1 protein-coding gene (only partly in view) is annotated in these 26,635 nt (G+C 70.7%); it reads left to right on the top strand.

Annotation, left to right across the window (positions count from 1 at the left end; translation table 11 throughout):
* Positions 1 to 26,635: the 3' portion of a non-ribosomal peptide synthase/polyketide synthase gene (locus tag ACWESM_RS05400; RefSeq protein WP_452491013.1), read on the top strand. The gene continues 17,234 nt to the left of window position 1, outside the view; 26,635 of the gene's 43,869 nt are visible here — the last part of the coding sequence; the start codon falls outside the window, past its left edge; its stop codon occupies positions 26,633 to 26,635.

Raw genomic sequence — 26,635 nt, 5'->3', positions numbered from 1 at the left:
GCTCGGCCGGGTGCGCCGCACCGACCTGGACGCCTACGGCAACGCCGACGTGCCGTTCGAGCGGCTGGTGGAACTGCTCGCGCCGGAGCGCTCGCAGGCCCGCAACCCGCTGTTCCAGGTGATGCTGGCGTTCCAGAACTTGGAGCGCACCACCCTGGAACTGCCGGGGCTTTCGGTGTCGGCGCTGGACCTGGAAGAGAACGTCGCGCGCTTCGACCTGCAGTTCACCCTCGCCGAGCGCGGCGAAACCGGTTCCGGCGCCATGGCTTTGGCGCTCACCTACGCCACCGAGCTGTTCGACTCCTCGACCGCCGCGGCCATCGTGGATCGCTGGGAGCGTGTGCTCGCCGCGGTGGCGGCCGATCCGTCGGTCGCCGTCGGCGCGATCGACGTGCTCGACGCCGCCGAGCGCGCCGACCTGGTCGCGCGCACCGGCGCGCCCGCCACGCCCGCGCGGACGCTGCCGGACCTGATCGCCGAGGCCGCCGCCATCGATCCCGAGGCGCCCGCCGTGGTGTTCCAGGGGAGAAGTGTGTCCTATGGCGAGCTGGACGCGCGGTCCAACCGCTTGGCCCGCTTGCTGATCGAGCGCGGTATCGGCACCGAGGATCTGGTGGCGGTCGCCGTGCCGCGCTCGGACGAGTCGTACTTCGCCGAGTGGGCGGTGTCGAAGTCCGGTGCCGCGTTCGTGCCGATCGACCCGGCCTATCCGGCCGACCGCATCGCGCACATGGTCACCGACTCCGGTTCCCCGATCGGCCTGACCGTGGCGTCGGTGCGCGCCGAACTGCCGGAATCGGTCGAGTGGCTGGTACTCGACGAGCTGGATCTCGACGGGTTCGACAGCGCCCCGGTGACCGACGGCGATCGGGTGCGCCCGGTGCGGCCGGAGCACCCCGCCTACGTCATCTACACCTCCGGTTCCACCGGCGTGCCCAAGGGCGTCGTGGTCACCCACGCCGGTCTCGCGAACTTCCGCGACGAGCAGAACGCCCGCTACGACGTCGACTCCGACACGCGCGCACTGCATTTCGCCTCGCCCAGCTTCGACGCCTCGATCCTGGAGTTCCTGCTCGCGATCGGCCGCGGCGGCGCCCTGGTGGTCTGCCCGCCCGGCGTGTACGGCGGCGAGGAACTGTCCGAGCTGATCCGCGCCGAGCGGGTCACGCACGCCTTCATCACCCCGTCGGTGCTCGCGTCGCTGGATTCGGCCGCGCTGGCAGGCATGCGGGTGATCGTGGCGGGCGGCGAGGCCGTGCCGGCCGATCTGGTCACCAAGTGGGGTGGCGCGCCGGACGGTTCGGGCCGCCGCTTCCACAACGGTTACGGCCCGACCGAGACCACGATCATGACCAACATCAGCGACGCGCTCGCGCCCGGCGACCGGGTCACCATCGGTGGCCCGACCCGCGGCATGCAGTCGCTGATCCTGGACGCCCAGCTCAGGCCCGTTCCGGTGGGTGTCGCGGGTGAGCTGTATCTGTCGGGCGTCCAGCTGGCGCGTGGCTACCACGCCCGCCCCGGCCTGTCGGCGGAACGGTTCGTCGCCAACCCGTACGTGCCCGGCGCGCGGATGTACCGCACCGGCGACGTGGTGCGCTGGACCCGGGTCGGGCACTCCGCGGGCTCCGCGCCCGCTGGAGGAGTCGAATCCCTAGTTGTCGAATACGTAGGCCGCTCCGACTTCCAGGTGAAGGTGCGCGGTTTCCGCATCGAACTCGGCGAGATCGACGCCGCGCTCGCCTCGCACGAGACCGTCGACTTCGCCGTCACCGTGGGCCACAAGAGCGCCGCGGGCGCCGTGTCGCTGGTGTCGTACGTCGTTGCCGCGCAAGGTCATTCGATCGACGTCGCGGCGCTGACCGCGCACGTCGAGGAGCGCCTGCCCGCCTACATGGTGCCCTCGTCGATCATGGTGATCGACCATGTGCCGCTCACCCCGGTGGGCAAGCTGGACCGTAAGGCGCTGCCGGAGCCCGTGTTCGCGACCGAGGTCGTGTTCCGTGCGGCGCGCACGCCGGTCGAGCAGACCATCGCGGAAGTGTTCGCCGAGGTGCTCGGCGTGGAGCGGGTCGGCGTGGACGACTCCTTCTTCGCGCTCGGCGGCGACAGCATCGTCTCCATCCAGTTGGTGTCGCGGGCCAAGGCGCGCGGCGTGGTGTTCACGCCGCGGCACGTGTTCGAGCAGCGCACCGTGGCCGGGCTGGCCTCGGTCGCGGAGACCACCGAGGCGGCCGAGGCGTCGGCGACGACGCTGGCCGAGCCGCCCGGCGGCGGCATCGGCGCTATGCCGTTGACGCCGGTGGTGCGGTTCATGGCCGAGCGGCGCGGCTCGTTCGGCCGGTTCAACCAGACGCTGGCGCTGGAACTGCCGATCGGCATCGACCGGGCGGGCATCGCCGCGACGGTCGGCGCGGTCATCGATCGCCACGACATGCTGCGCGCGAGCCTGCGCCGCGACGGCGACGACTGGGTGGTCGAGACCGCCGCGCCGGGCACGGTCGCGGTGGACGCGCTGATCGATCGCACCGAGTTCGACGCGAACGTCACCGACGCCGAACTGGTCGAGATCGCCGCGGCGGCACTGGACGAGTCGCTGGACCGGCTCGATCCGGCCGCGGGCGTGGTCATCCGGTTCGTCTGGCTCGAGCCGGATTCCGCCGAGCGCGCCGGACGCCTGATCGTCGTCGCCCACCACTTGGTGGTGGACGGCGTCTCCTGGCGCATCCTGGTGCCCGACTTCGTCGCCGCGTGGGGGCAGCGCACCGCCGGGCAGACGCCCGAGTTGGTCGCCCCGGCCACGTCGATGCGGGCGTGGGCGCACGCGCTGGAGCGCGAAGCGGTCAGCCCGGAGCGGGTGGCCGAACTGGACTACTGGCGTTCGGTGGTCGGTACGGCCGATCCGCTGCTGACCGAGCGTGCGATGGATCCGGCTCTCGACACCTCGGGCGTCATCGAGAAGCATCAGGTCGAGGTGTCCGCCGAGGTCACCAAGGCCCTGCTCACCACGGTTCCGGCGCTGTTCCACGGCGGTGTGAACGACGGCCTGCTGACCGCGCTGGCGCTGGCCACCGCCAAGTGGCGGGCGCGGCGGGTTGCCGCTCGCGGCGAGGATTCGCTGCTGATCCGCTTGGAGGGTCACGGCCGCGAGGAAGACGTGGTGCCGGGTGCGGATCTGTCGCGCACCGTCGGCTGGTTCACCGCGATCTACCCGGTCGCCTTCGACCTGTCCGGCATCGACGTCGATGCCGCGTTCACCGGCGGTCCCGCGCTGGGCGCGGCCGTGAAGGCGGTCAAGGAGCAGTTGCTGTCGGTGCCCGACAAGGGCATCGGCTACGGCCTGCTGCGGTACCTGAACACCGAGACCGCGGCCGAGTTGCCGCGTGAGCTGCCCGGCCAGGTGAGTTTCAACTACCTCGGCCGCGTCTCCGAGGGTGACGTGCCGGAGTCGCTGCGCGGCTTCGGCTGGATCCCCGCGCCGGAACTCGGCGCGCTGGGCGGGGCCTACGACGCGGACATGCCCGCGATGGCGCCGCTGGACGTGAACGCGATCGTGGTCGGCGACAAGCTGACCGCCAACATCGGCTACCCGTCGACCCTGCTGTCGGCCGCCGAGGTGCGCGAGTTCGGCGAATTGTGGACCGCGGCGCTGGAAGCTGTCGCGCGGCACGCCAATTCGGCGGGCGCGGGCGGGCATACACCGTCGGACTTCGCGCTGGTGCGCAGCACGCAACGCGATATCGACGTCTGGGAGCGGCGCTTCCCGGCGCTGGCCGACGTGTGGCCGCTGTCGGCGTTGCAGGCCGGTCTGTTGTTCCACGCCCGCCTCGCGGCGACCTCGGTGGACGTGTACACCGCCCAGGCGGTGCTGACGCTCACCGGCCGGGTGGACGCCGCCCGGTTGCGCTCGGCCGCACAGGCTCTGGTGGACCGCTACGAGAACCTGCGCACGGCGTTCGTCAGCGACCACGACGGCAACCCGGTGCAGATCGTGCTGGACAGCGTCCGGGTGGCGTGGGCCGAGCACGACCGGATCGAATCCGGTGCGGCCGACGACCTGATCGAGGCCGATCGCATGAGCCGGTTCGACCTGGCCGCGCCGCCGCTGATCCGCTTCACGCTGATCCAGGTGGCGGCCGACCGCTGGCAGTTCGTGGTGTCCAACCACCACATCCTGCTCGACGGCTGGTCCATGCCGCTGCTCATGCGGGATCTGCTGGTGCTCTACGCCGCGCACGCGGACGTCTCCGCGCTGCCCGCGGTGCGGTCCTACCGGCACTTCCTGGACTGGACCCGGCAGCAGGATCAGGCGGCGTCGCTGGCCGCGTGGGCGCACGCGCTGCGCGGCGTCGGCGAGCCGACCCTGCTGGCGCGGCCGGACGCCGGTCGCGAGATCACCTCGCTGTCCGGCGAGTACTTCTTCGACCTGGACGAGGCGACCACCGCGCGGTTGACCGCGCTGGCCGGCTCGCTGGGCGTCACCCCGAACACCGTGTTGCAGACGGCGTGGGGCATTCTCGTCGGCCGCATGACCAGCCGCGACGACGTGCTGTTCGGCACCACCGTCTCCGGTCGTCCCGCGCAGTTGTCCGGCGTGGAGGCGATGGTCGGCCTGTTCATCAACACCGTGCCGGTGCGGGTGCGTTTCGATCCGTCGGAGTCCGTGCGCGACCTGCTGGTCCGCACGCAGGGCGAGCAGGCCGACCTGCTCGACCACCACTACGTGGGCCTGGCCGACATCCAGGCCGTCGCGGGCGTCGGCGGGCTGTTCGACACCCTGGTGGTGTTCGAGTCCTACCCGGTCGACGCCGCGGGCTTGCAGGCGCAGGCGGCGGACATCGACGGCATGGCCGTGGTCGGCCTGGACGCGGCCGACGCCACGCACTACCCGCTGACCCTGATCGCGCAGCTGGATTCGCGGCTGCGGGTGCGCGCGGGCTACCTGCGCGACCTGTTCGACGAGCAGACGGTGCGCCGCATCGCCGACCGCTTGGTCCGGGTGCTCACCGCGATCACCGCCGAACCCGAGGCGGTGGTCGGCGACATCGAGCTGCTGGATGCCGCCGAGCGCGAGCTCGTGGTGTCCGGGTGGAACGACACCGCGCATCCGGTGGACACCGGCGCGACGTTGGTGTCGATGTTCTATGACCAGGTCGAACGCACTCCCGACGCGACCGCGGTCACGTTCGAGGGGACAAGTCTGTCCTACGCCGAGTTCTCCTGGCGGGTGAACCAGCTGGCGCGCTGGCTGATCGCGCGCGGTGTGGGCGCGGAATCGTTTGTGGCGCTGGGTATGCGGCGCTCGATCGATTTGGTGGTCGGCATGTACGCCGTCGCCGTGGCCGGTGGTTCGTATGTTCCGCTGGACCCGGATCACCCGGCCGAGCGCACGGAATACATCCTCGGCACGGCCGACCCGGTGTGTGTGCTGACCTCCGGTAGCGATCTGGACATCGACACCGCGCAGGTGCGCATCGATCTGCTCGATCTGAAGGGTCTGTCCGAGGCCCCGGTCACCGACGCGGATCGTCGTGCGCCGCTGCTTCCGTCGAACACCGCCTACGTGATCTTCACGTCGGGTTCGACGGGTCGTCCGAAGGGTGTGGCGGTTTCGCATTCGGCGATCGTCAATCGCCTGGTGTGGATGCAGACCGCGTACCAGTTGACCTCGGCTGATGTGGTGTTGCAGAAGACGCCTGCGACCTTCGATGTGTCGGTGTGGGAATTCTTCTGGCCGTTGCAGATCGGTGCCCGCCTGGTCGTGGCGAAGCCGGACGGTCATCGCGACCCGGCCTACCTCGCCGAGATCATCAGCGCCGAAAAGGTGACCGTCACCCACTTCGTGCCCTCGATGCTCGCGGTATTCGTCGCCGATGCCGCCGCCGCGCAGTGCGATTCGCTGCGACTGGTGTTCGCTTCGGGTGAGGCGTTGCCGCCCAAGCCCGCGCACCGCCTGCGCGAGCTGACCGGCGCGGCCTTGCACAACCTCTACGGCCCGACCGAAGCGGCGGTCGACGTCACCTTCCACGAGGTCGTCGACGCCGACACCGAGACGGTGCCGATCGGTGCTCCGGTGTTCAACACGCAGGTGTTCGTGCTGGACGCGCGCTTGCGTCCGGTCCCCGTTGGTGTCGCGGGTGAGCTGTACCTCGCGGGTGTTCAGCTGGCGCGGGGTTACGTCGCGCGCCCGGATCTGACGAGTGACCGGTTCGTCGCCAACCCGTACGGGGAGCCCGGCTCGCGGATGTACCGCACCGGCGACCTGGTGGCGTGGACCGAACACGGCGAGCTGGAGTACCTGGGCCGCACCGACTTCCAGGTGAAACTGCGTGGTCTGCGTATCGAACTCGGGGAGATCGAGCAGGCGCTGACCGGCCTGGACGAGGTCGCGCAAGCCGTCGTCGTGGTGCGCTCCGACGCGCACGCGGGCGATCAGCTCGTCGCGTACGTCATCCCCGCGCCGGACGCCGCGCTGGACACCGACCTGGTCCGCGAGGACCTCGGTCGGCAGCTGCCCGCGTACATGGTGCCGTCGATCGTGATGGCGCTGGAGGAGTTCCCGCTCAACGCTTCGGGCAAGCTGGACCGCAAGGCGCTGCCCGCGCCGGTGTTCGAGGCCGCGGTGTTCCGCGCGCCGACCACGCCGGTCGAGGAGATCGTCGCCGCCACCTTCGCCGACGTGCTCGGCCTCGAGCGGGTGGGTCTGGACGACGACTTCTTCGCCCTCGGCGGCAACTCGCTGTCGGCCACCCAGGTCGCCGCCCGGCTGTCGGCCGCGCTGGACACCGACCTCGGCGTGCGCGAGCTGTTCGAGGCCTCCACCGTGGTCGCTTTGGCGGCGCGCGCGGAGACCAAGGCGGGTGTGGGCGGTCGTGCGCCGCTGGCGCCGCAGCAGCGGCCGGAGCTGGTGCCGCTGTCGCTGGCCCAGCAGCGTATGTGGTTCCTGAACCGCTTCGATCCCGACTCGGCGGTGGACAACATCCCGGCCGCGGTGCGGCTGTCGGGCCTGCTGGACCGGCAGGCGTTGCAGATCGCCGTCGCCGACGTGCTGGCCCGCCACGAGTCGCTGCGCACCTTCTACCCCGAGGTGGACGGCGCCGCGCGGCAGCAGATCGTTGCCACGGCCAAGGTCATCCCGGACCTGACGCCGGTCGACGTCACCGAAGCCGAACTGCCCGAGCGGCTTTCGCAGCTGATCGGCACGGCCTTCGACGTCACCGCCGAGGTGCCCTTCCGCGCCAGGCTGTTCGAGATCAGCCCCACCGAGCACGTGCTCGCCCTGGTGGTGCACCACATCTCGGCCGACGGTTTCTCCATGGGCCCGCTGACCCGCGACGTGATGACCGCCTACGGCGCCCGCGTCGACGGCGGCGAGCCCGCCTGGCGTCCGCTGGAGGTCCAGTACGCCGACTTCGCGCTGTGGCAGCGTCAGGTGCTCGGCGCCGAGGACGATCCGGCTTCGGTGATCGCCGAGCAGATCTCGTTCTGGTCGGACTCGCTGCGCGGGCTGCCCGAGCAGCTGGATCTGCCGTCGGATCGGCCGCGTCCCGCGGTCGCCTCCGGTCGCGGCGCCACGCACGTCTTCGAGATCGACGCGCAGACCCACGCTCAGCTGACCGAACTGGCCCGCACCAGGGGCGCGACGCTGTTCATGGTGGCGCACACCGCGCTGGCCGTGCTGCTGTCGCGGCTGTCCGGCGAGGACGACATCGCGATCGGCACTCCGGTCGCCGGACGTGGCGAGCGCGCGCTCGATGACCTGATCGGCATGTTCGTCAACACTCTCGTGTTGCGGACCCCGGTCCGGGCCGGTGCGACGTTCACCGAGTTGCTGCGTGCGGTGCGCGCCACCGACATCGCCGCGTTCGGGCACGCGGACCTGCCGTTCGAGCGGCTGGTGGAGATCCTGAACCCGGCGCGCTCGCAGGCGCGGCACCCGTTGTTCCAGGTGATGCTGTCGTTCCAGAACACCGGCCAGAACAGCCTGGAGCTGCCCGGCCTGACGGTGAGCGGTGTCGAATTGCCGATCGACGTCGCCAAGTTCGACCTGCAACTGGTGCTGTCCGAACGCGACGCCGAGAATTCCGCGGGCGCGAACCCCGCGGGCATCGCGGCCGAGCTGATCTACGCCACCGACCTGTTCGACCCGGCCACCATGGCCGAGTTCGGGCGGCGCTTCGGCCGGTTGCTGAAGGCCGTCGCGGCCGAGCCGGACCGCCCCATCGGCGATCTCACACTGCTGGACGAGCCGGAGACCGAACAGGCGCTGCGCGGCTGGAACGACACCGCCCGCGACCTCGGCCCGGCGAGCACGCTGGTCGAGGAGTTCGCCGCGCAGGCCGCGGCGACGCCGGACGCGGTCGCGGTGATCGATCCGGCCACCGGGACGCAGCTCACCTACGCCGAATTCGCCGCGCGCGTGCGGCGATTGGCGCGTCGACTCATCGAAGCCGGTGTGGGTCCTGAGACGCTGGTCGCCCTGGGCCTGCGCCGCTCGGTGGACCTGGTCGTGGCCGCTTACGCGGTGCAGGCGGCGGGTGGCGGCTACGTGCCGCTGGATCTCGACCAGCCCGCCGACCGCGTGCACTACGTGCTCGACTCGGCCGACCCGGTCTGCGTGCTGACCACCGCGCGCGACGCGTTCGACGGCGCGGGCCGCGCGACGCTGCGCATCGACGAGCTGGAGTTGTCCGGTTACGCGGACGACCCGGTCACCGACGCCGAGCGCATCGCGCCGCTGCGCCCGCAGCACCCGGCGTACGTGATCTTCACCTCCGGCTCCACCGGCCGCCCCAAGGGCGTCGCCGTGCCACACGCCGCGGTCGTCAACCAGATCCGCTGGATCACCGGCGAATACGGCATCGACGCCGACGACGTGGTGCTGTTCAAGACCCCCGCCACCTTCGACGTGTCGGTGTGGGAGCTGTTCGGCCCGCTGAGCACCGGCGGCCGGATCGTGGTGGCGAGCCCGGACGGGCACCGCGACCCGCAGTACCTGGTCGAGGTGATCGCGGCCGAGCGGGTCACGATGACCTCGTTCGTGCCGTCGATGCTGACCGTCTTCGCGGCCTGGATCGACCCGGCCGACGCCGACGCGCTCGCCTCGCTGCGCACGCTGTTCGTCGCCGGTGAGGCGTTCACAGCCGACGCGGTCGTGGCCATCCGCCGCGTCAGCGACGCCGCGCTGTACAACCTGTACGGACCCACCGAGTTCACCGTGCACGCCACGCACGCACCTGTCGCCGAGCAGGTGGACGGGGCGGTGCCGATCGGCCTGCCGGTGTGGAACGCGCAGGCGTACGTGCTGGATTCGCGTCTGCACCCGGTGCCGTCGAACGTCGCGGGTGAGCTGTACCTCGCGGGCGATCAGTTGGCGCGCGGCTACTTCGGTCGCACGGACCTCACCGCCGATCGCTTCGTGGCCAACCCGTACGGCGCGCCCGGCGCTCGGATGTACCGCACCGGCGACTTGGTGCGCCGGGACGACACCGGCGCCATCGAGTACCTGGGCCGCACCGACTTCCAGGTGAAACTGCGTGGTCTGCGCATCGAGCTCGGCGAGATCGAGACCGCGTTGACGGCGCACGAATCGGTCGCGCAGTCGGTCGCGCTGGTGCGTTCGGACGCGCGCACCGGCGACCAGCTGGTGGGTTATGTGGTGCCGGCGAACGGCGCGACGGTGGACGTCGAGGCGTTGCGCGCGCATCTGTCCGCGCAGCTGCCGTCCTACATGGTGCCCGCCGCCATCGTGGTGCTCGACGCCATGCCGTTGAACCCGAACGGCAAACTGGATCGCCGCGCGCTGCCCGAGCCGGTCTTCGAGGCGCGGGAGTTCCGCGCGCCGTCCACGCCGGTGGAGGAGATCGTCGCCGACGTCTTCGCCGAGGTGCTCGGCTTGGCACAGGCGGAACGCGCGGTCGGCTTGGACGACGACTTCTTCGACCTGGGCGGCAACTCGCTGATCGCCACCCAGGTGGTGGCCCGGCTCGGCGCCGCGCTGGACACCAGGATCCCGGTCCGTACGCTGTTCGAGGCGCCGACCGTGGCGGCGTTGGCCGTGCGGGTGGAGGCGCACCAGGGCACCGGCCGCCGCCGGGAACTCGCCGCGGGCCCGCGCCCGTCGAAGATCCCACTGTCGCTGGCCCAGCAGCGCATGTGGTTCCTGAACCGGTTCGACAACCAGACCGCGGTGAACAACATCCCGCTCGCGGTCCGGCTCACCGGAACCCTGGACACCGAGGCGCTGCGCCAGGCCGTGGCCGACGTGGTCGACCGGCACGAGGTGTTGCGCACCGTCTACCCGGAGACCGCCGACGGCCAGGGCGTGCAGGTCGTGCTGCCCGCCGGGCACAGCGCGGTCGACCTCACCCCGATCGAGGTGTCCGAGGCCGAGATCTCCGAGCGGATCAGCGAACTGGTGCTGACCGGCTTCGACGTCACCGCCGAGGTGCCGGTGCGCGCCGCGCTGTTCCGCATCGCGGGCTCGATGGACGGCTCGCAGCCCGACACCCACGTGCTGGTGTTCGTGGTGCACCACATCTCCGGCGACGGCTGGTCGGTGCGCCCGCTGGCACGCGACGTGATGGTGGCCTACTCGGCGCGTTCGCGCGGCGAGGCGCCCGCGTGGGCGCCGCTGCCGGTGCAGTACGCCGATTACGCGCTGTGGCAGCGCGAGACGCTGGGCTCCGAGGGCGATCCCGCCTCGCTGATCGCCCAGCAGGTCGCGTTCTGGTCCGACTCCCTGGCCGGGCTGCCGGATCAGCTGGATCTGCCGTCGGACCGCTCGCGTCCGGCGGTGGCGTCCAACCGCGGCGGCGTGTACGAGTTCGCGCTCGACGCGCGGCTGCTGCGCGAGCTGAACGCGCTGGCCCGCGCGAACGGCGCCAGCCTGTTCATGGTGGTGCACGCGGCGTTCGCCGCCCTGCTGGCCCGGTTGTCCGGCAGCGACGACATCGCCATCGGCACCGCGGTCGCGGGCCGTGGTGAGGCCGTGCTCGACGACGCCATCGGCATGTTCGTCAACACGCTGGTGCTGCGCAGCGCGGTCGATCCCGCGATCGCGTTCACCGAATTGCTCGCGCGCACCAAGGACACCGACCTCGCGGCGTTCGCGCACGCGGACCTGCCGTTCGAGCGGCTGGTGGAGATCCTGAACCCGGCGCGTTCGCAGGCGCGGCATCCGCTGTTCCAGGTGATGCTGTCGTTCCAGAACACCGGTGAGGCCACCTTCGAGCTGCCCGGCCTGGAAGTGGCCGGGGTGCCGCTGGACGTGGTGACCGCCAAGTTCGACCTGCACCTCAACCTCGCCGACCGGTTCGACGCCTCGGGCTCGGCCGACGGCATGACCGCCGAATTCGCCTACGCCACCGACATGTTCGACTCCGACACCATCGCGGGCGTCGCGTCGCGGCTGGTGCGGATGCTGACGGCGATAGCCGCCGATCCGTCCGTGGCCGTCGGCGATGTCGAGTTGCTCGACAGCGTCGAGCGCACCGAGGTCCTCGAGCGGTGGAACGACACCGCGCACGCGGTCGACCCGGACGCCACCCTGGTGTCGATGTTCGCCGCGCAGCTGGCGCGGACCCCGGACGCGACCGCCGTGACGTTCGAGGGGACGAGTCTGGCCCACCCGTCGCCCGACCACCACCCCTCATCGAGTCACTACGTGACGCTGACGTATGCCGAGTTCGCCTCGCGCGTGAACCGCCTGGCCCGGCACCTCATCTCGCTGGGCGTCGGCCCGGACTCGATGGTCGCGCTGGGCATGCGCCGCTCGATCGACCTGGTGGTCGGCATGTACGCGGTGAGCGTCGCCGGTGGCGCGTACGTGCCGCTGGATCCGGACCATCCGGCCGACCGCACTCGCTACGTGCTCGACACCGCGCAGCCGGTGTGCGTGCTCACCACTTCGCGCGACGAGTTCGACGCCGGCGCTACCCCGGCGATCGAGATCGATGTTGTCTCGCTGGCCGGGTACTCCGACAAGCCGGTCACCGATGCGGATCGCCGTGCGCCGCTGCGCTCGTCGAACGCCGCGTACGTGATCTTCACCTCCGGTTCGACCGGCCGCCCGAAGGGTGTGGCGGTCTCGCACGCGGCGATCGTCAACCGTCTGGTGTGGATGCAGGACGAGTACGGCCTCGACGACACCGACGTGGTGTTGCAGAAGACCCCGGCCACGTTCGACGTGTCGGTATGGGAGTTCTTCTGGCCGTTGCAGGTCGGCGCGCGCCTGGTCGTCGCGAAGCCCGACGGCCACCGCGACCCGGCCTACCTCGTGCAGGTCATCACCGGCGAGCAGGTCACCACGGCGCACTTCGTGCCGTCGATGCTGTCGGTGTTCGTGGCCGAGGAACGCGCCGACGAATGCACCAGTCTGCGCAACGTCTTCGCCTCCGGTGAGGCGCTGCCCGCCGCCACCGCGCAGCGGATGCAGGAACTCACCGGCGCGCTGCTGCACAACCTGTACGGCCCGACCGAGGCCGCGGTCGACGTCACCTATCACGAGGTGACCGAGGCCGACACGGTGTCGGTGCCGATCGGCGCTCCCGTGTTCAACACCCAGGTTTACGTGCTGGATTCGCGCCTGCACCCGGTGCCGGTGGGTGTCGCGGGTGAGCTGTATCTCGCGGGCGTGCAATTGGCCCGCGGCTACGTCGCGCGTCCCGATCTGACCGCTGACCGGTTCGTGGCCAACCCGTACGGCGCGCCGGGCGAGCGGATGTACCGCACCGGCGACCTCGTCTCCTGGACCGACAAGGGCGAACTGGAGTACCTGGGCCGCACCGACTTCCAGGTGAAGCTGCGCGGTCTGCGCATCGAGCTGGGCGAGATCGAGTCGGCGCTCACCGCGCTGGACTCGATCGCCCAGGCCGTGGTCGTGGTGCGCTCGGACGAGCGGCTCGGCGACCAGTTGGTGGCGTACGTCATCGCGACCGCGGGCCGCTCGGTGGACATCGAGGGCGTGCGTTCCGAGCTCGGCGGCGAGCTGCCCGCCTACATGGTGCCGTCGGCGTTCGTCGTGCTGGAGGCGTTCCCGCTGAACGCCTCCGGCAAGCTGGACCGTAAGGCGCTGCCCGCGCCGGTGTTCGAGGCCAAGGTGTTCCGCGCGCCGTCAACCCCGATCGAGGAGATCGTGGCGGGCACCTTCGGTGACGTGCTCGGTGTCGCGCGGGTCGGACTGGACGACGACTTCTTCGAACTCGGCGGCAACTCGCTGCTGGCCACCCAGGTGACCGCGCGGCTGGGCGCCGCGCTGGACACCAGGCTCGCGGTGCGCGACCTGTTCGAGGCCTCCACCGTGGTGGCGTTGGCCGCCAGGGTGGAGCGCAACGCCGGGTCCGGCCGGAACCGGCCACGCCTGGAGGCGGGGGAGCGCCCGGCGCGCATCCCGCTCTCGCCCGCGCAGCAGCGGTACTGGTTCCTCAACCAGTTCGACACGGCCACTTCGGCGGTGGACAACATCCCGCTGGCCGTCCGCTTGTCGGGCACGCTGGAGGTGGCCGCGCTGGAGCAGGCCATCGGCGACGTGTTCGCCCGTCACGAGGTACTGCGCACCACCTACCCGCGCTCGGCGGAGGGCCCGCATCAGGTGATCCGCCCGGCCGACCGGTCCGCGGCGGCGCTCACCCCGATCGACGTGGCCGAGGACGACCTGCTCGGGGCCGTCATCGGGTTCGCGCTGACCACCTTCGACGTCACCGTGGAGGTGCCGTTGGCGGTGGCGCTGTTCCGCATCGCGGACAACGACCATGTGCTGGCGTTCACCGTGCATCACGTCGCGGCCGATGGTTCGTCGATGGGTCCGCTGGCCCGCGACGTTATGGCCGCCTACGTGGCGCGGGTGCAGGGCGAGGCGCCGCAGTGGCAGCCGTTGCCGGTGCAGTACGCCGACTACGCGCTGTGGCAGCGCGCGGTGCTCGGATCCGAGGACGATCCGGAATCGCTGGCCGCGCAGCAGGTGGCGTACTGGCGCCAGGCGCTGGCCGACCTGCCCGATCAGCTGGAACTGCCTGCCGACCGGCCGCGCCCGCCCGCGCAGTCGTTCCAGGGCAAGGCGATCCGCTTCGAGATCGACCCGCAGCGGCACGCCCGCCTGCACGAGCTGGCGCGCGCGCACAACGCGTCGCTGTTCATGGTGGTGCACGCGGCGCTGGCGGTGCTGCTGTCGCGGTTGTCGGGCACCGATGACATCGCGGTCGGCACCCCGATCGCCGGTCGCGGCGAACGCGAACTCGACGACCTGATCGGCATGTTCGTCAACACCCTGGTGTTCCGCACCCGGGTGGCGTCCGGCGAGCGCTTCGCCGACCTGCTCGGCGACGTCAAGGAACGCGACCTGGAGGCGTTCGCCAACGCCGACGTGCCGTTCGAGCGCCTGGTCGAGGTGCTCAACCCGGTGCGCTCGACCGCGCGCAATCCGCTGTTCCAGGTGGGCCTGTCGTTCCAGAACCTGGCCGAGACGACCTTCGAGCTGCCCGGCCTGACGGTGAGCGCGGTCAACTTCGACTCGCAGCTGGCCAAGACCGACCTGCACGTCACGCTATACGACCGGTACGCCGAGGACGGCACGCCCGCCGAGATCATCACCGAATTCGGTTACGCCACCGACCTGTTCGACGAGGACACGGTGCAGGGCTTCGCCGACCGGTTCCTGCGGGTGCTCGACGCGGTGGCGGCCGACGCCACGGTGCGGGTGGGCGAGATCGACCTGCTCGCGGCCGAGGAGAGCGAGCGCATCCTCACCGCGTGGAACGCCACCGACCACGAGGTCGACACGACCGCGACGCTGGTGTCCTTGCTGGATGACACGGTGGCCGCGACCCCGGCGGCCGTGGCGCTGGTCGCCGACGAGCCGACCGGCCGTCGCGAGCTGACCTACGCCGGGCTGGACGCGCGGGTCAACCGACTGGCCCGGTACCTGATCGGCCGCGGCGTCGGCCCGGAGGACCGGGTCGCGCTGGCGATCCGCCGCAGCAGCGACCTCGTGATCGCCATGTACGCGGTCGCGAAGGCCGGTGCGGCGTACGTGCCGATCGATCCGGATCAGCCCGCCGAGCGGACCGACTACATCCTGGGCACCGCCGCGCCGGTGTGCGTGCTGACCACCGGCCGCGACGGGTTCCGCACCGCGGCGGCCGATGTCGTGCAGATCGACGGGCTCGACCTCGCCGAGTACCCGACGGCTCCGGTGACCGCGGCCGAGCGCACGGGTGCGCTGACCCCGGCGAACACCGCGTACGTGATCTTCACGTCCGGTTCCACCGGTCAGCCGAAGGGCGTCGCGGTCCCGCACGCGGCGATCGCCAACCAGTTGCAGTGGGAGACATCTGTCTTCGAGCTGGGCGCGGACGACGCGGTGCTGCTGAAGACGGCGGCGACGTTCGACCTCTCGGTGTGGGAGTTCTGGTCGGCCGCGGTTTCCGGCGGCCGCCTGGTGATCTCGTCCGCCGACGGGCATCGCGACCCGGCGTACCTGAACGAGCTGATGCGCGCCACCGGCGTCACCACGCTGCACGTGGTGCCGTCCATGCTGGACGCGCTGCTCACCGAATCCGGTGGCCGCCTGTCGGACTCGCTGCGGCGGGTGCTGGCCATCGGTGAGGCGCTGCCCGCCGCGACCGCCCAGCGGTTGCGCCGCAACAACGCCGCCGAACTGCACAACCTCTACGGTCCGACCGAGGCGGCGGTGTCGATCACCAGCCACCTGGTCACCGATGCCGACGAGGCGTCGGTGTCGATCGGCGCGCCGGAGTGGAACAGCCGGGTCTACGTGCTGGACTCGCGACTGCGGCCGGTGCCGGTCGGCGTCTCCGGTGAGCTGTACCTGGCCGGTGCGCAGTTGGCGCGCGGGTACTTCGGTCGTGCGGACCTGACCGCGGACCGGTTCGTCGCCGACCCGTTCGGCGCGGCGGGCGACCGGATGTACCGCACCGGCGACCTGGTGGCCTGGAGCGCCTCCGGCGAGCTGGACTACCGCGGCCGCACCGACTTCCAGGTGAAGATCCGCGGCTTCCGCATCGAGCTCGGCGAGATCGAGGCCGCGTTGCTGCGGCAGGACGCGGTGAGCGCCGCGGCCGTCGTCGCGCACACCGATCCGAGCATCGGCGATCGGCTGGTCGCCTACGTGGTGACCCGCACGGGCGCGCTGGACAAGAGGGCTCTGCAGTCCGCGCTGTCGGCCGAGCTGCCGTCGTACATGGTGCCGTCGATGCTGATCGGGCTGGAGGCGTTGCCGCTCAACGCCAACGGCAAGCTGGACCGCAAGGCGCTGCCGGAGCCCACCTTCGAGAAGGCGGTGTTCCGCGCGCCGGTCACGCCGATCGAGCAGATCGTGGCGAACACCTTCGCCGAGGTGCTGCGGCTGTCCGATCGCGAAGGCGGCGAAGCCAAGCGCCTCGGCCTGGACGACGACTTCTTCGCCTGGGGCGGTAACTCGCTGCTGGCCACGCAGGTCGCCGCCCGCCTGGGTGAGGCGCTCAACACGCGGGTGCCGGTGCGTCTGCTGTTCGAGGCGTCCACCGTCGCCGCGCTGGCGGTGCGGGTGGAGCAGCACGCCGACATGGGCGGCCGCCGTGCGCTGACGGCGGGTCCGCGGCCGGAGCACATCCCGCTGTCGCTGGCGCAGCAGCGCATGTGGTTCCTCAACCGGTTCGACACCCAGTCGGCGGCCTACAACGTGCCGATCGCGGTGCGGTTGTCCGGCGCGTTGGACGTGGCCGCGCTGCGTGCCGCGATCGCGGACCTGGTGAGCCGCCACGAGATCCTGCGGACGGTGTACCCGCAGACCGAGGCGGGCCCGGTGCAGGTCATCCTGCCGCCCGCCCAAGCCGTGCCGCGCCTGGAGGTGCGGGTGGTCGCGCCGTCGCAGATCGAGTCCGCCGTGGTGGCGCTGACCTCGACGATCTTCGACGTCACGACCGAGGTGCCGGTGAAGGTCGCGCTGTTCCAGATCGCCGGGGAGGGCGCGCAGACTCCGGCGGACGGGTCGGTGGACTACGTGCTGGCCATGGTCGTGCACCACATCTCCGGTGACGGCTCCTCGGTCGGCCCGCTGACCAGGGACCTGATGATCGCCTACGCCGCGCGGTCGGCGGGCGAGGCGCCGAACTGGGCGCCGCTGGAAGTCCAGTACGCGGACTACAGCATCTGGCAGCGCGAACTGCTCGGCGACGAGGAGGATTCGGAATCGCTGGCCGCCAAGCAGGTCGCCTACTGGCGCCAGGCGCTGGCCGAGCTGCCCGATCAGCTGGACCTGCCCTCGGACCGGCCGCGCCCCGCGGTGCAGTCCTTCGCGGGCGGCAAGGTCGAGCTGCGGGTGGACGCGCAAACCCATCAGGCGCTGATCGAGCTGGCGCGTGCGGAGGGCGCGACGCTGTTCATGGTCGTGCACACCGCGCTGGCGGTCCTGCTGGCCCGGTTGTCTGGCACCGACGACATCGCGATCGGCACGCCGATGGCGGGCCGTGGCGAAGCCGTTCTGGACGATCTGATCGGCATGTTCGTCAACACCCTGGTGTTCCGCACCCGGGTCGAGGCGGGCGAGGCGTTCACCGATTTGCTGGCCCGCCAGCGCGAGACCGACATCCAGGCGTTCGCCAACGCCGACGTGCCGTTCGAGCGCCTGGTGGAGGTGCTCAACCCGGTGCGTTCGACCGCCCGGCACCCCCTGTTCCAGGTTGGTCTGTCGTTCCAGAACCTGGCGCAGTCCGCGCTGGAGTTGCCCGGCCTGAGCGTGTCCGGCCTGGACATCGACACCGAGCTGTCCCAGTTCGACCTGCACTTGATCGCGACCGACCGCTACGACGACGCCGGCGCGCCCGAGGGCATCACCGGCTTCTTCACCTACGCGACCGACATGTTCGACCGCGCGACGGTGCAGGGCTTCGTGGACCGGTTCGCGCGCCTGCTCGGCGAGATCATCGCCGCGCCGCGCACCCCGGTCGGCGACCTCGAACTGCTCGACGCCGCCGAACGGACCCGGCTGCTCACCGCGCGCAACGCGACCGACCAGCCGGTGGACACCTCCGCCACGCTGGTGTCGCTGCTGGACGCCACGGTCGCGGCCGGGCCGAAGGAAGTCGCGCTCGTCACCGAGGACGGCGAGTCGATCACCTATGGCGCACTCGACGTTCGGGTGAATCGTCTTGCGCGGCATTTGATTTCGTTGGGTGTCGGTCCGGAGTCGCGAGTGGCGCTGACGTTGCGTCGCTCCGTTGATTTGATCGTGGCGATGTACGCGGTGGCGAAGTCCGGTGGCGCGTATGTGCCGGTGGATCCGGATCAGGCTGCCGAGCGCACGAGCTACATCCTCGAGACGGCGGCACCGGTTTGTGTGCTGAGCAACGCCGAGGCGGAGTTCAGTACCGATGTCGCGCCGGTGGTGCGGATCGATGAGCTCGACTTGTCGGGTGTGGATGCCACGCCGGTCACGGATGCGGATCGGGTCGCACCCCTGCGTCCGGAGAACACGGCGTATGTGATCTTCACGTCTGGTTCGACGGGTCGCCCGAAGGGTGTCGCGGTTCCGCACGGCGCTATCGCGAACCAGTTGCAGTGGAAGAACGTCGAATTCGGTTTGGACGCTGCGGATGCGATTCTGCTGAAGACGGCGGCGACGTTCGACCTGTCGGTGTGGGAGTTCTGGTCGGCCGCTGTCTGCGGTGGTCGCCTGGTGATCGCCTCCCCGGACGGTCACCGAGACCCGGCGTACCTGAACGAGTTGATGGCTCGCGAGTGGGTCACCACGCTGCATGTGGTGCCGTCGATGCTGGACGCGTTGTTGACCGCCGGTATGCCGAACTCGCTGTGGCGGGTGCTGGCCATCGGTGAAGCGCTGCCGGGTTCGGTCGCGCAGCGGTTCATGCGGGAACACCCGCGCACGGAACTGTTCAACCTCTACGGTCCGACCGAGGCGGCGGTGTCCATCACCAGCCACCGGGTCACTCTCGCCGACGAGACCTCCGTGTCGATCGGTGCGCCGGAATGGAACAGCCGGGTCTACGTCCTCGACTCCCGGCTGCGGCCGGTGCCCGACGGCGTCTCCGGCGAGCTGTACCTCGCCGGTGCGCAGTTGGCGCGTGGTTACTTCGGTCGTGCGGATCTGACGGCGGATCGGTTCGTGGCGAATCCGTTCGAGCCGGGTGCGCGGATGTATCGCACGGGTGACTTGGTCGCTTGGACCGGCACCGGCGAACTGGAATATCGGGGTCGTACGGATTTCCAGGTGAAGATCCGTGGTTTCCGTATCGAGCTGGGTGAGATCGAAGCAGCGTTGCTCGTGCTGCCGGAGGTCGCGCAGACTGCGGTGATCGCGAAGTCGGATCCGAAGACGGGTGACCGGTTGGTGGCCTACCTGGTGGCTGCCGATGCCGAGGCCGGTGTGGATGTGGCGCGGGTGAAGTCCGAACTCACTGCTGGGTTGCCGTCGTACATGGTGCCGTCGGCGTTCGTGGTGTTGGATGCGTTGCCGTTGAACGTCAACGGCAAGCTCGACCGTAAGGCGTTGCCGGAGCCGGAGTTCGAGGTTCAGGCGTTCCGTGCGCCGTCGACTCCGATCGAGGAGATCGTGGCGTCGGTGTTCGCCGAGGTGCTCGGGGTGGAGCGGGTCGGCGCGGATGACGACTTCTTCGCTTTGGGTGGTAATTCGCTGTTGGCGACGCAGGTCGCGGCGCGTATCGGCGCGGCACTGGATGCCCGTGTGCCGGTGCGTGTGCTGTTCGAAGCCTCCACCGTGGCCGGACTGGCCGCGAAGGTCGAGCAGCACGCGGGGGCCGGTGGCCGCCGCGAGCTGGTGGCCGGTCCGCGTCCGGAGCACATCCCGTTGTCGCTGGCGCAGCAGCGCATGTGGTTCCTCAACCAGTTCGACACCGCCTCGGCGGTGAACAACATCCCGGTGGCCGTGCGGCTCACCGGCGAGCTGGATGTCGAAGCGCTGCAAGCGGCGGTCGGGGACGTCATCGCCAGGCACGAGACCCTGCGCACCGTCTACCCCGAACAGGACGGCGCGGCGCACCAGGTCATCGTGCCCGTCGAGCGGGCACTGCCGGACCTGCGGCCGGAAGCGGTCGCGCCCGAGGACATCCGGCACCGGATCATCGAGGTGATCTCCGCCGGGTTCGACGTGACCACCGAGGTTCCGTTGCGGGCCAAGCTGTTCCGCGTCACGGATGCGAGCGGCGGGGCGGGAGCCGGCACAGCGTACGTGCTCGTGTTCGTCGCGCATCACATCAGCGCCGACGGCTGGTCGATGGGCCCGCTGACCCGCGACGTGATGCTGGCCTACGCGGCCCGTTCGGCCGGTGTGGAACCGGGTTGGGCGCCGCTGCCGGTGCAGTACGCCGACTTCAGCCTCTGGCAGCGTGACGTGCTCGGCTCCGAGGACGACCCGCAGAGCCTGATCTCCCAGCAGGCCGAATACTGGCGTGCCGCGCTGGCCGGGCTGCCCGACGAGCTGAACCTGCCCGCCGACCGGCCGCGTCCGACGACGCAGTCGTTCGCCGGTGGGCGAGTGGTGTTCCCGATCTCCGGCGAGTTGCACGGCAGGCTCACCGAGATCGCCAGGCAGCAGAACGCGACGCTGTTCATGGTGGTGCACGCCGCGCTGGCGCTGTTCCTGGCGCGTATGTCCGGCACCGACGACATCGCCGTCGGCACGCCCATCGCGGGCCGCGGCGAGGCCGAACTCGACGACGTGATCGGCATGTTCGTCAATACCCTGGTGCTGCGTTCGCACGTGGACGGCGACCTCACCTTCGACCAGTTCCTGGCCCGCACCAAGGACGCCGATCTGCAGGCGTTCGCGCACGCGGACCTGCCGTTCGAGCGGCTGGTGGAACTGCTCAACCCGGAGCGCTCCACCGCGCGGCACCCGCTGTTCCAGGTGGCGCTGTCGTTCGAGAACTTGCCCGAGAGCAGCTTCGAGTTGCCCGGACTGCACGTGGGCGCGGTCGATTTCGACGTCGACACCGCCAAGTTCGACCTGTCGCTGACTATCCGCGAGGCGGGGGAGAACCCCGACGACGCGGGCATGTACGCGGAGTTCTCCTTCGCGCGTGACCTGTTCGACGACGAGACGGTGCGGGTGTTCGCCGAGCGGTTCACCAGACTGCTCACCGCGATCGCCACCGACCGGGAAACCCCGATCGGCGACCTGCCGCTGCTGGACGTGGCCGAGTACCACCTGCTCACGCACGTGGCGGGCGAGGACGTCATGGCCACCGGCCTGCTGCCGGACCTGCTGCAGCACGGCGCGCGGCTGGACCCGGACCAGATCGCGGTGCGCTACCAGGGCCGCTCGATCACCTACCGCGAACTGGACGAGTACTCCTCGCGCCTGGCGCGGGTGCTCATCGCGCGCGGTGTGGGACCGGAGCGCATCGTGGCGCTGTCGTTCCCGCGCTCCTACGAGATGGTCGCGGCGTTCTGGGCGGTGGCGAAGGCGGGCGGCGCGCACGTGCCGGTCGACCCGACCTACCCCGAAGATCGCATGCGGCACATGGTCAACGACTCCGGCGCGGTCATCGGCATCACCGCGAGCGAGTACGTCGACCGGCTGCCGCGCGACGTGGAGTGGCTGCGGATCGACGACCCGGCGCTGGGCGAGCTGATCGAGAGCCAATCCGCCGAGCAGGTGACCGACACCGATCGGAACGCCGTGCTGGCGATGCGTCATCCGGCGTACGTCATCTACACCTCCGGCTCGACCGGTATGCCCAAGGGCGTCACCGTGACCCATGCGGGCATGGGCGGCCTGGTCGGCGTCGCGGCGGATCTCTACCAGCTGGAATCGCACCATCGGTTCCTGCACATCTGCTCGCCGAGCTTCGACCCGTCGGTGCTGGAATGGCTGTGCGCCGCCTACACAGGCGCCACGCTGGTGGTCGTGCCCTCGACCATCATCGGCGGCCCGGACCTGGCGGAGCTGCTGCGCACCGAGCGGGTGAGCCACACGATCATCACCCCCGCGGTGCTGGGCACAGTCGATCCGGAAGGCATGGAGGCGCTCGAGGTGGCCTCCGTCGGCGGTGACGTCACCACGCCGGAGCTGCTGGCCAAGTGGTGGCCGGGCCGCAAGTACTTCAACGCCTACGGCCCGACCGAGACGACGATCATCTCGTCCTACGCCCAGCTCACCCCGGGCAGGCACATCACCATCGGCCGCCCGGTGCGCGGCATGTCCGCGCTGGTGCTGGACAACCGCCTCAACCCGGTGCCGCCGGGCGTCGCGGGCGAGCTGTACCTGGCCGGTGGCGCGCTGGCGCGCGGCTACCACAACCGCCCCGACCTCACCGCGGAACGGTTCGTCGCCAACCCGTGGAGCGACGAGGGCGCGCGCATGTACCGCACCGGTGACGTGGTGCGCTGGTTCGCCGAACCCGGCGAGCGGGCCGGCAACGCCGCGCTGGCGTCGGTGCCGTGGCACCTCGATTACGTGGGCCGCTCGGACTTCCAGGTGAAGATCCGCGGCTTCCGCATCGAACTGGGCGAGATCGACACCGTGCTGGCGAGCCACGAGGACGTCGAGTACGCGATCACCATCGGCCGCAAGACCGAGGCGGGCGCGACGATCCTGGTGTCCTACGTGCTGGCCGCGCCGGGCCGGGAGATCGACACCGCACGGCTGACCGAGTACGCCTCGCGCACGCTGCCGCCGCATATGGTGCCGACGGCGATCGTGGTGATCGACGAGATCCCGCTGACGCCGGTCGGCAAGCTGGATCGCAAGGCGCTGCCCGAGCCCGAGCTGGCGCCGCGCGAGTTCCGCGCGCCTGCCAGCGAGGTCGAGGCCGTCATCGCCGAGGTGTTCGCCGAGGTGCTCGGCGTCGACCAGATCGGTTTGGACGACTCGTTCTTCGCGCTCGGCGGCGACTCCATCCTGTCGATCCAGCTGGTCTCGCGGGCCAAGGCGCGTGGCGTGCTGTTCACTCCGCGTGACGTGTTCGAGCGGCGCAGCGTGGCCTCGCTGGCCGAGATCGCCGCGCTGGGCGCGGGCACGGAGCAGGTGCGGCTGGAGGAACTGCCCGGCGGCGGTGTCGGCGAGATCCCGCTGACCCCGATCATGCGGCAGATCCTCGCGAGCGGCTCGTCGTATCAGCGGTTCTCGCAGACCATGGCGCTGCGGCTGCCCGAAGGCATCGACCGGGAGACACTGGTCGCCACCATCGCCGCGGTCTTCGACCACCACGACGTGCTGCGGTCGCGGCTGCGCCGCACGGGCGGGGACTGGACGTTCGAGGCCCTGCCGCACGGCGCGGTGGACGTCGACGCGCTGGTGCGCCGCGTGGACCTGGCCGCCGACGCCGACGAGGCGGAGCTGGCGCGCGTGGCCACCGAAGCGCTCGACGGTGCGTTGGGCAGGTTGGATCCGGCCGAGGCCGCCATGGCGCAGTTCGTCTGGTTCGCCTTCGAAGGCGAGCGGCGGGACGTGCTGTTGATCGTCGCGCACCACTTCGTGGTCGACGGCGTGTCCTGGCGCATCCTGATCCCGGATCTGGCGGTGGCCTGGTCGCAGCTGATCGCCGGTCAGCCGGTGGCGCTGCCTGCCAACGGCACCTCCATGCGGCGCTGGGCGCACAGCCTGGTCCAGGCGGCGAGCGCGCCGGATCGGGTCGCGGAACTGCCGTTCTGGCAGCAGGTTTCGGCCACACCGGATCCGTTGCTCGGCGAGCGTGCGTTCGATCCGGCGGTGGACACGTTCGCCACCGTCGAGCGGGTCGAGGTCACCGTGCCCGCCGAGGTCACCGACGCGGTGCTCACCGCGATCCCGGGCCTGTACCGGGGCGGCGTGAACGACGGTCTGCTCTCGGCGCTGGCCATGACGATCGCCCGTTGGCGCGGCCACGGTTCGGACGCGGCGCTGGTGAAGCTGGAAGGCCACGGTCGTGAAGAGGACGTCGTGCCGGGCGCGGATCTGTCGCGCACGGTCGGCTGGTTCACTTCGGCCTACCCCGTCCGGCTGGACCTGGCCGGTGCGGATCTCACCGACGCGTTCGCCGGTGGCGCCGCGCTCGGCGAGATCGTGAAGTCGATCAAGGAGCAGCTGCTCGCGGTGCCCGACAAGGGCCTCGGCTACGGCCTGCTGCGGCAGCTGAATCCGGAGACCGCGCCCACCCTGGGTTCGTCCGGGCAGATCAGCTTCAACTACTTGGGCCGGATGTCGGCCGGGGAGATCCCCGAGCAGCTCGCCGAGATCGGCTGGGTGCCGGTGGCCGACCTGGGTCAGCTGGATGTCGACATGGACCTCGACATGCCCGCCAACGCGACGATCGACATCAACGCCATCGTCACCGACTCCGACGAGGGGCCGCGCCTGGGCGCGTCGTTCGCCTTCCCGACCGGTCTGCTGAGCAGGGAGCGGGTCCAGGAGTTCGCCGACCTGTGGGTCGAGGCGCTCACCGCGCTGGCCACCCACGCGCGGCGGCCGGACGCGGGCGGCTTCACGCCGTCGGACATGCCGCTGGTGCGGGTGCGGCAGCCCGACCTCGAGCAGTGGGAGCGCAGCTACCCGGCGCTGGCCGAGGTGTGGCCGCTGTCGCCGCTGCAGTCGGGTCTGCTGTTCCACGCGATGATGACCCAGTCCACCGTGGACGTCTACACCATGCAGGCCGTGGTGGACCTGGGCGGCACGCTGGACGTGGCGCGGCTGCGTGCGGCGGCTCAGGGCATCGTCGACCGGTACCCGAACCTGCGCACCGCGTTCGTCACCGACGCCGACGGCCAGGCCGTGCAGGTGGTGTTGGATCGGGTCGAGGCGCCGTGGCGCGAGGTGGATCTCACCGGGCTGCCCGCCGACGAGCGGACCGCGGAACTGCGCAGGCAGGTCGCGGCCGATCAGGCGACGCACTTCGACATGGCCACGCCGCCGCTGATGCGGTTCACGCTGTTCCGCAGCGACGCCGCGCAATGGCACCTGGCCATCACCACCCACCACATCCTGCTGGACGGTTGGTCGATGCCGCTGCTCATGCGGGATCTGCTGGTGCTGTACGCGGTGCGCGGCGACCAGACCGCCTTGCCGCGGGTGGCCTCCTACCGCAACTTCCTCGGCTGGCTGGCCGGGCGCGACCGGGACGCCTCGCTGCGCGCTTGGGCAACGGCGCTGGAAGGGGTCAACGAACCCACCCAGCTCGCGCCGCAGCCGCGCGGCGCCGAGAACTACGAGATCGGCAAGGTCGTCACCGAACTCGACGCCGACCGCACCCGCCGGATCACCAAGCACGCCGCCGAACTCGGCGTCACGGTGAACACGCTGGTGCAGGCCGCGTGGGGCATCCTGCTCGGACGCCTGACCGGCCGCGGCGACGTGGTGTTCGGCGCGACGGTGTCCGGCCGTCCGGCCGAGCTGCCCGGTGTCGAGTCGATGGTGGGTCTGTTCATCAACACGCTGCCGGTGCGGCTGCGCATCGATGACCGCCAGAGCATCGGCGAGCTGCTCGGGCGCTTGCAGGGCGACCAGGCGGGTCTGCTCGAGCACCACTATGTGGGGCTCACCGACATCCAGCGGGTGGCGGGCACCGGAGCACTGTTCGACACGCTGCTGGTGTTCGAGTCGTATCCGATGGACAAGGAAGCGATCTCGGCCGCCAGTTCGATCGACGGCATGTCGGTGACCGGTGTCGGCGTCAACGACGCCACGCACTACCCGATGACCCTGCTGGTGATGTCGGAGGCCACGATCGAGCTGACCCTGAAGTACCTGGGCAGCCGGTTCACCGCCGAAGAGGTCGAGACCCTCGCCGAACGGCTGGTGCGGGTGCTCGACGCGCTGCTGGGCGATCCGGACGCGCTGGTCGGGGACATCGACATCCTCGACGAGGGCGAACGGGCCCGGCTGCTGGTCGAATCCGGCGTCACGGCCGCGGCTTCCACGCCGGAGCCGGTGGGCCGGGTCGGCGCTCGCACGGTGTCCAAGGTGCTCGCCGAGGTCGTCGAAGAGGACCCGGACGCGCCCGCGCTGCTGGCAGGCGAGGACGAGGTCGCCTTCCACACGCTGGATCGGCGTTCCTCGCAGCTGGCCCGGGTGCTCATCGACCGCGGCGCCGGACCCGGCGACGTGGTCGCGGTGACGCTGCCGCGTTCGGTGGACGCGGTGGTCGCGGCCTGGGCGGTGCAGAAGGCCGGTGCGGCATGCCTGTTCGCGGGCGATCTCACCGCCGACGAGCTGACCGCGGCGGGTACCGCGTTCGGGATCTCCGCAGAACCGGTGGCCGACAGCGACATTCGTTGGTTGGCGCTCGACGACGCCCAGGTCCAGCAGGACATCGCCGCGGCGGCCGCGCATCCGGTCTCCTACGCCGACCGGGTCCGCCCGCTCGGCGAGGAACACCCGGCGTTCGTCGTCACCACGGCGAACGGGGTCGTCGCGATCACCCAGTCCGAGGCACTGGACGAGGCCGAACGGGTGCGCGAGGAGCACGAGATCGACTACGAGTCGACCACGTACACCACCGCGCTCTCCGGCCGCGCCGCCGTCCTGGAGTTCTTGGTCTCCGCCACCGCCGGAGCCCTGTCCGTGCTCCCGACCGGCGACCTCGCGACCGACCTCACCGAGGGCGAGGTCACCCACTGGTTCGCCTCGCCGGGTGAATCGACCGACGCGGCGGGCGAGGAGATCACGATCGTGATCGCGGAATAG

The organism is Nocardia sp. NPDC003999, assembly GCF_053604885.1.
This window is presented reverse-complemented; position numbering and strand designations above follow the sequence as displayed.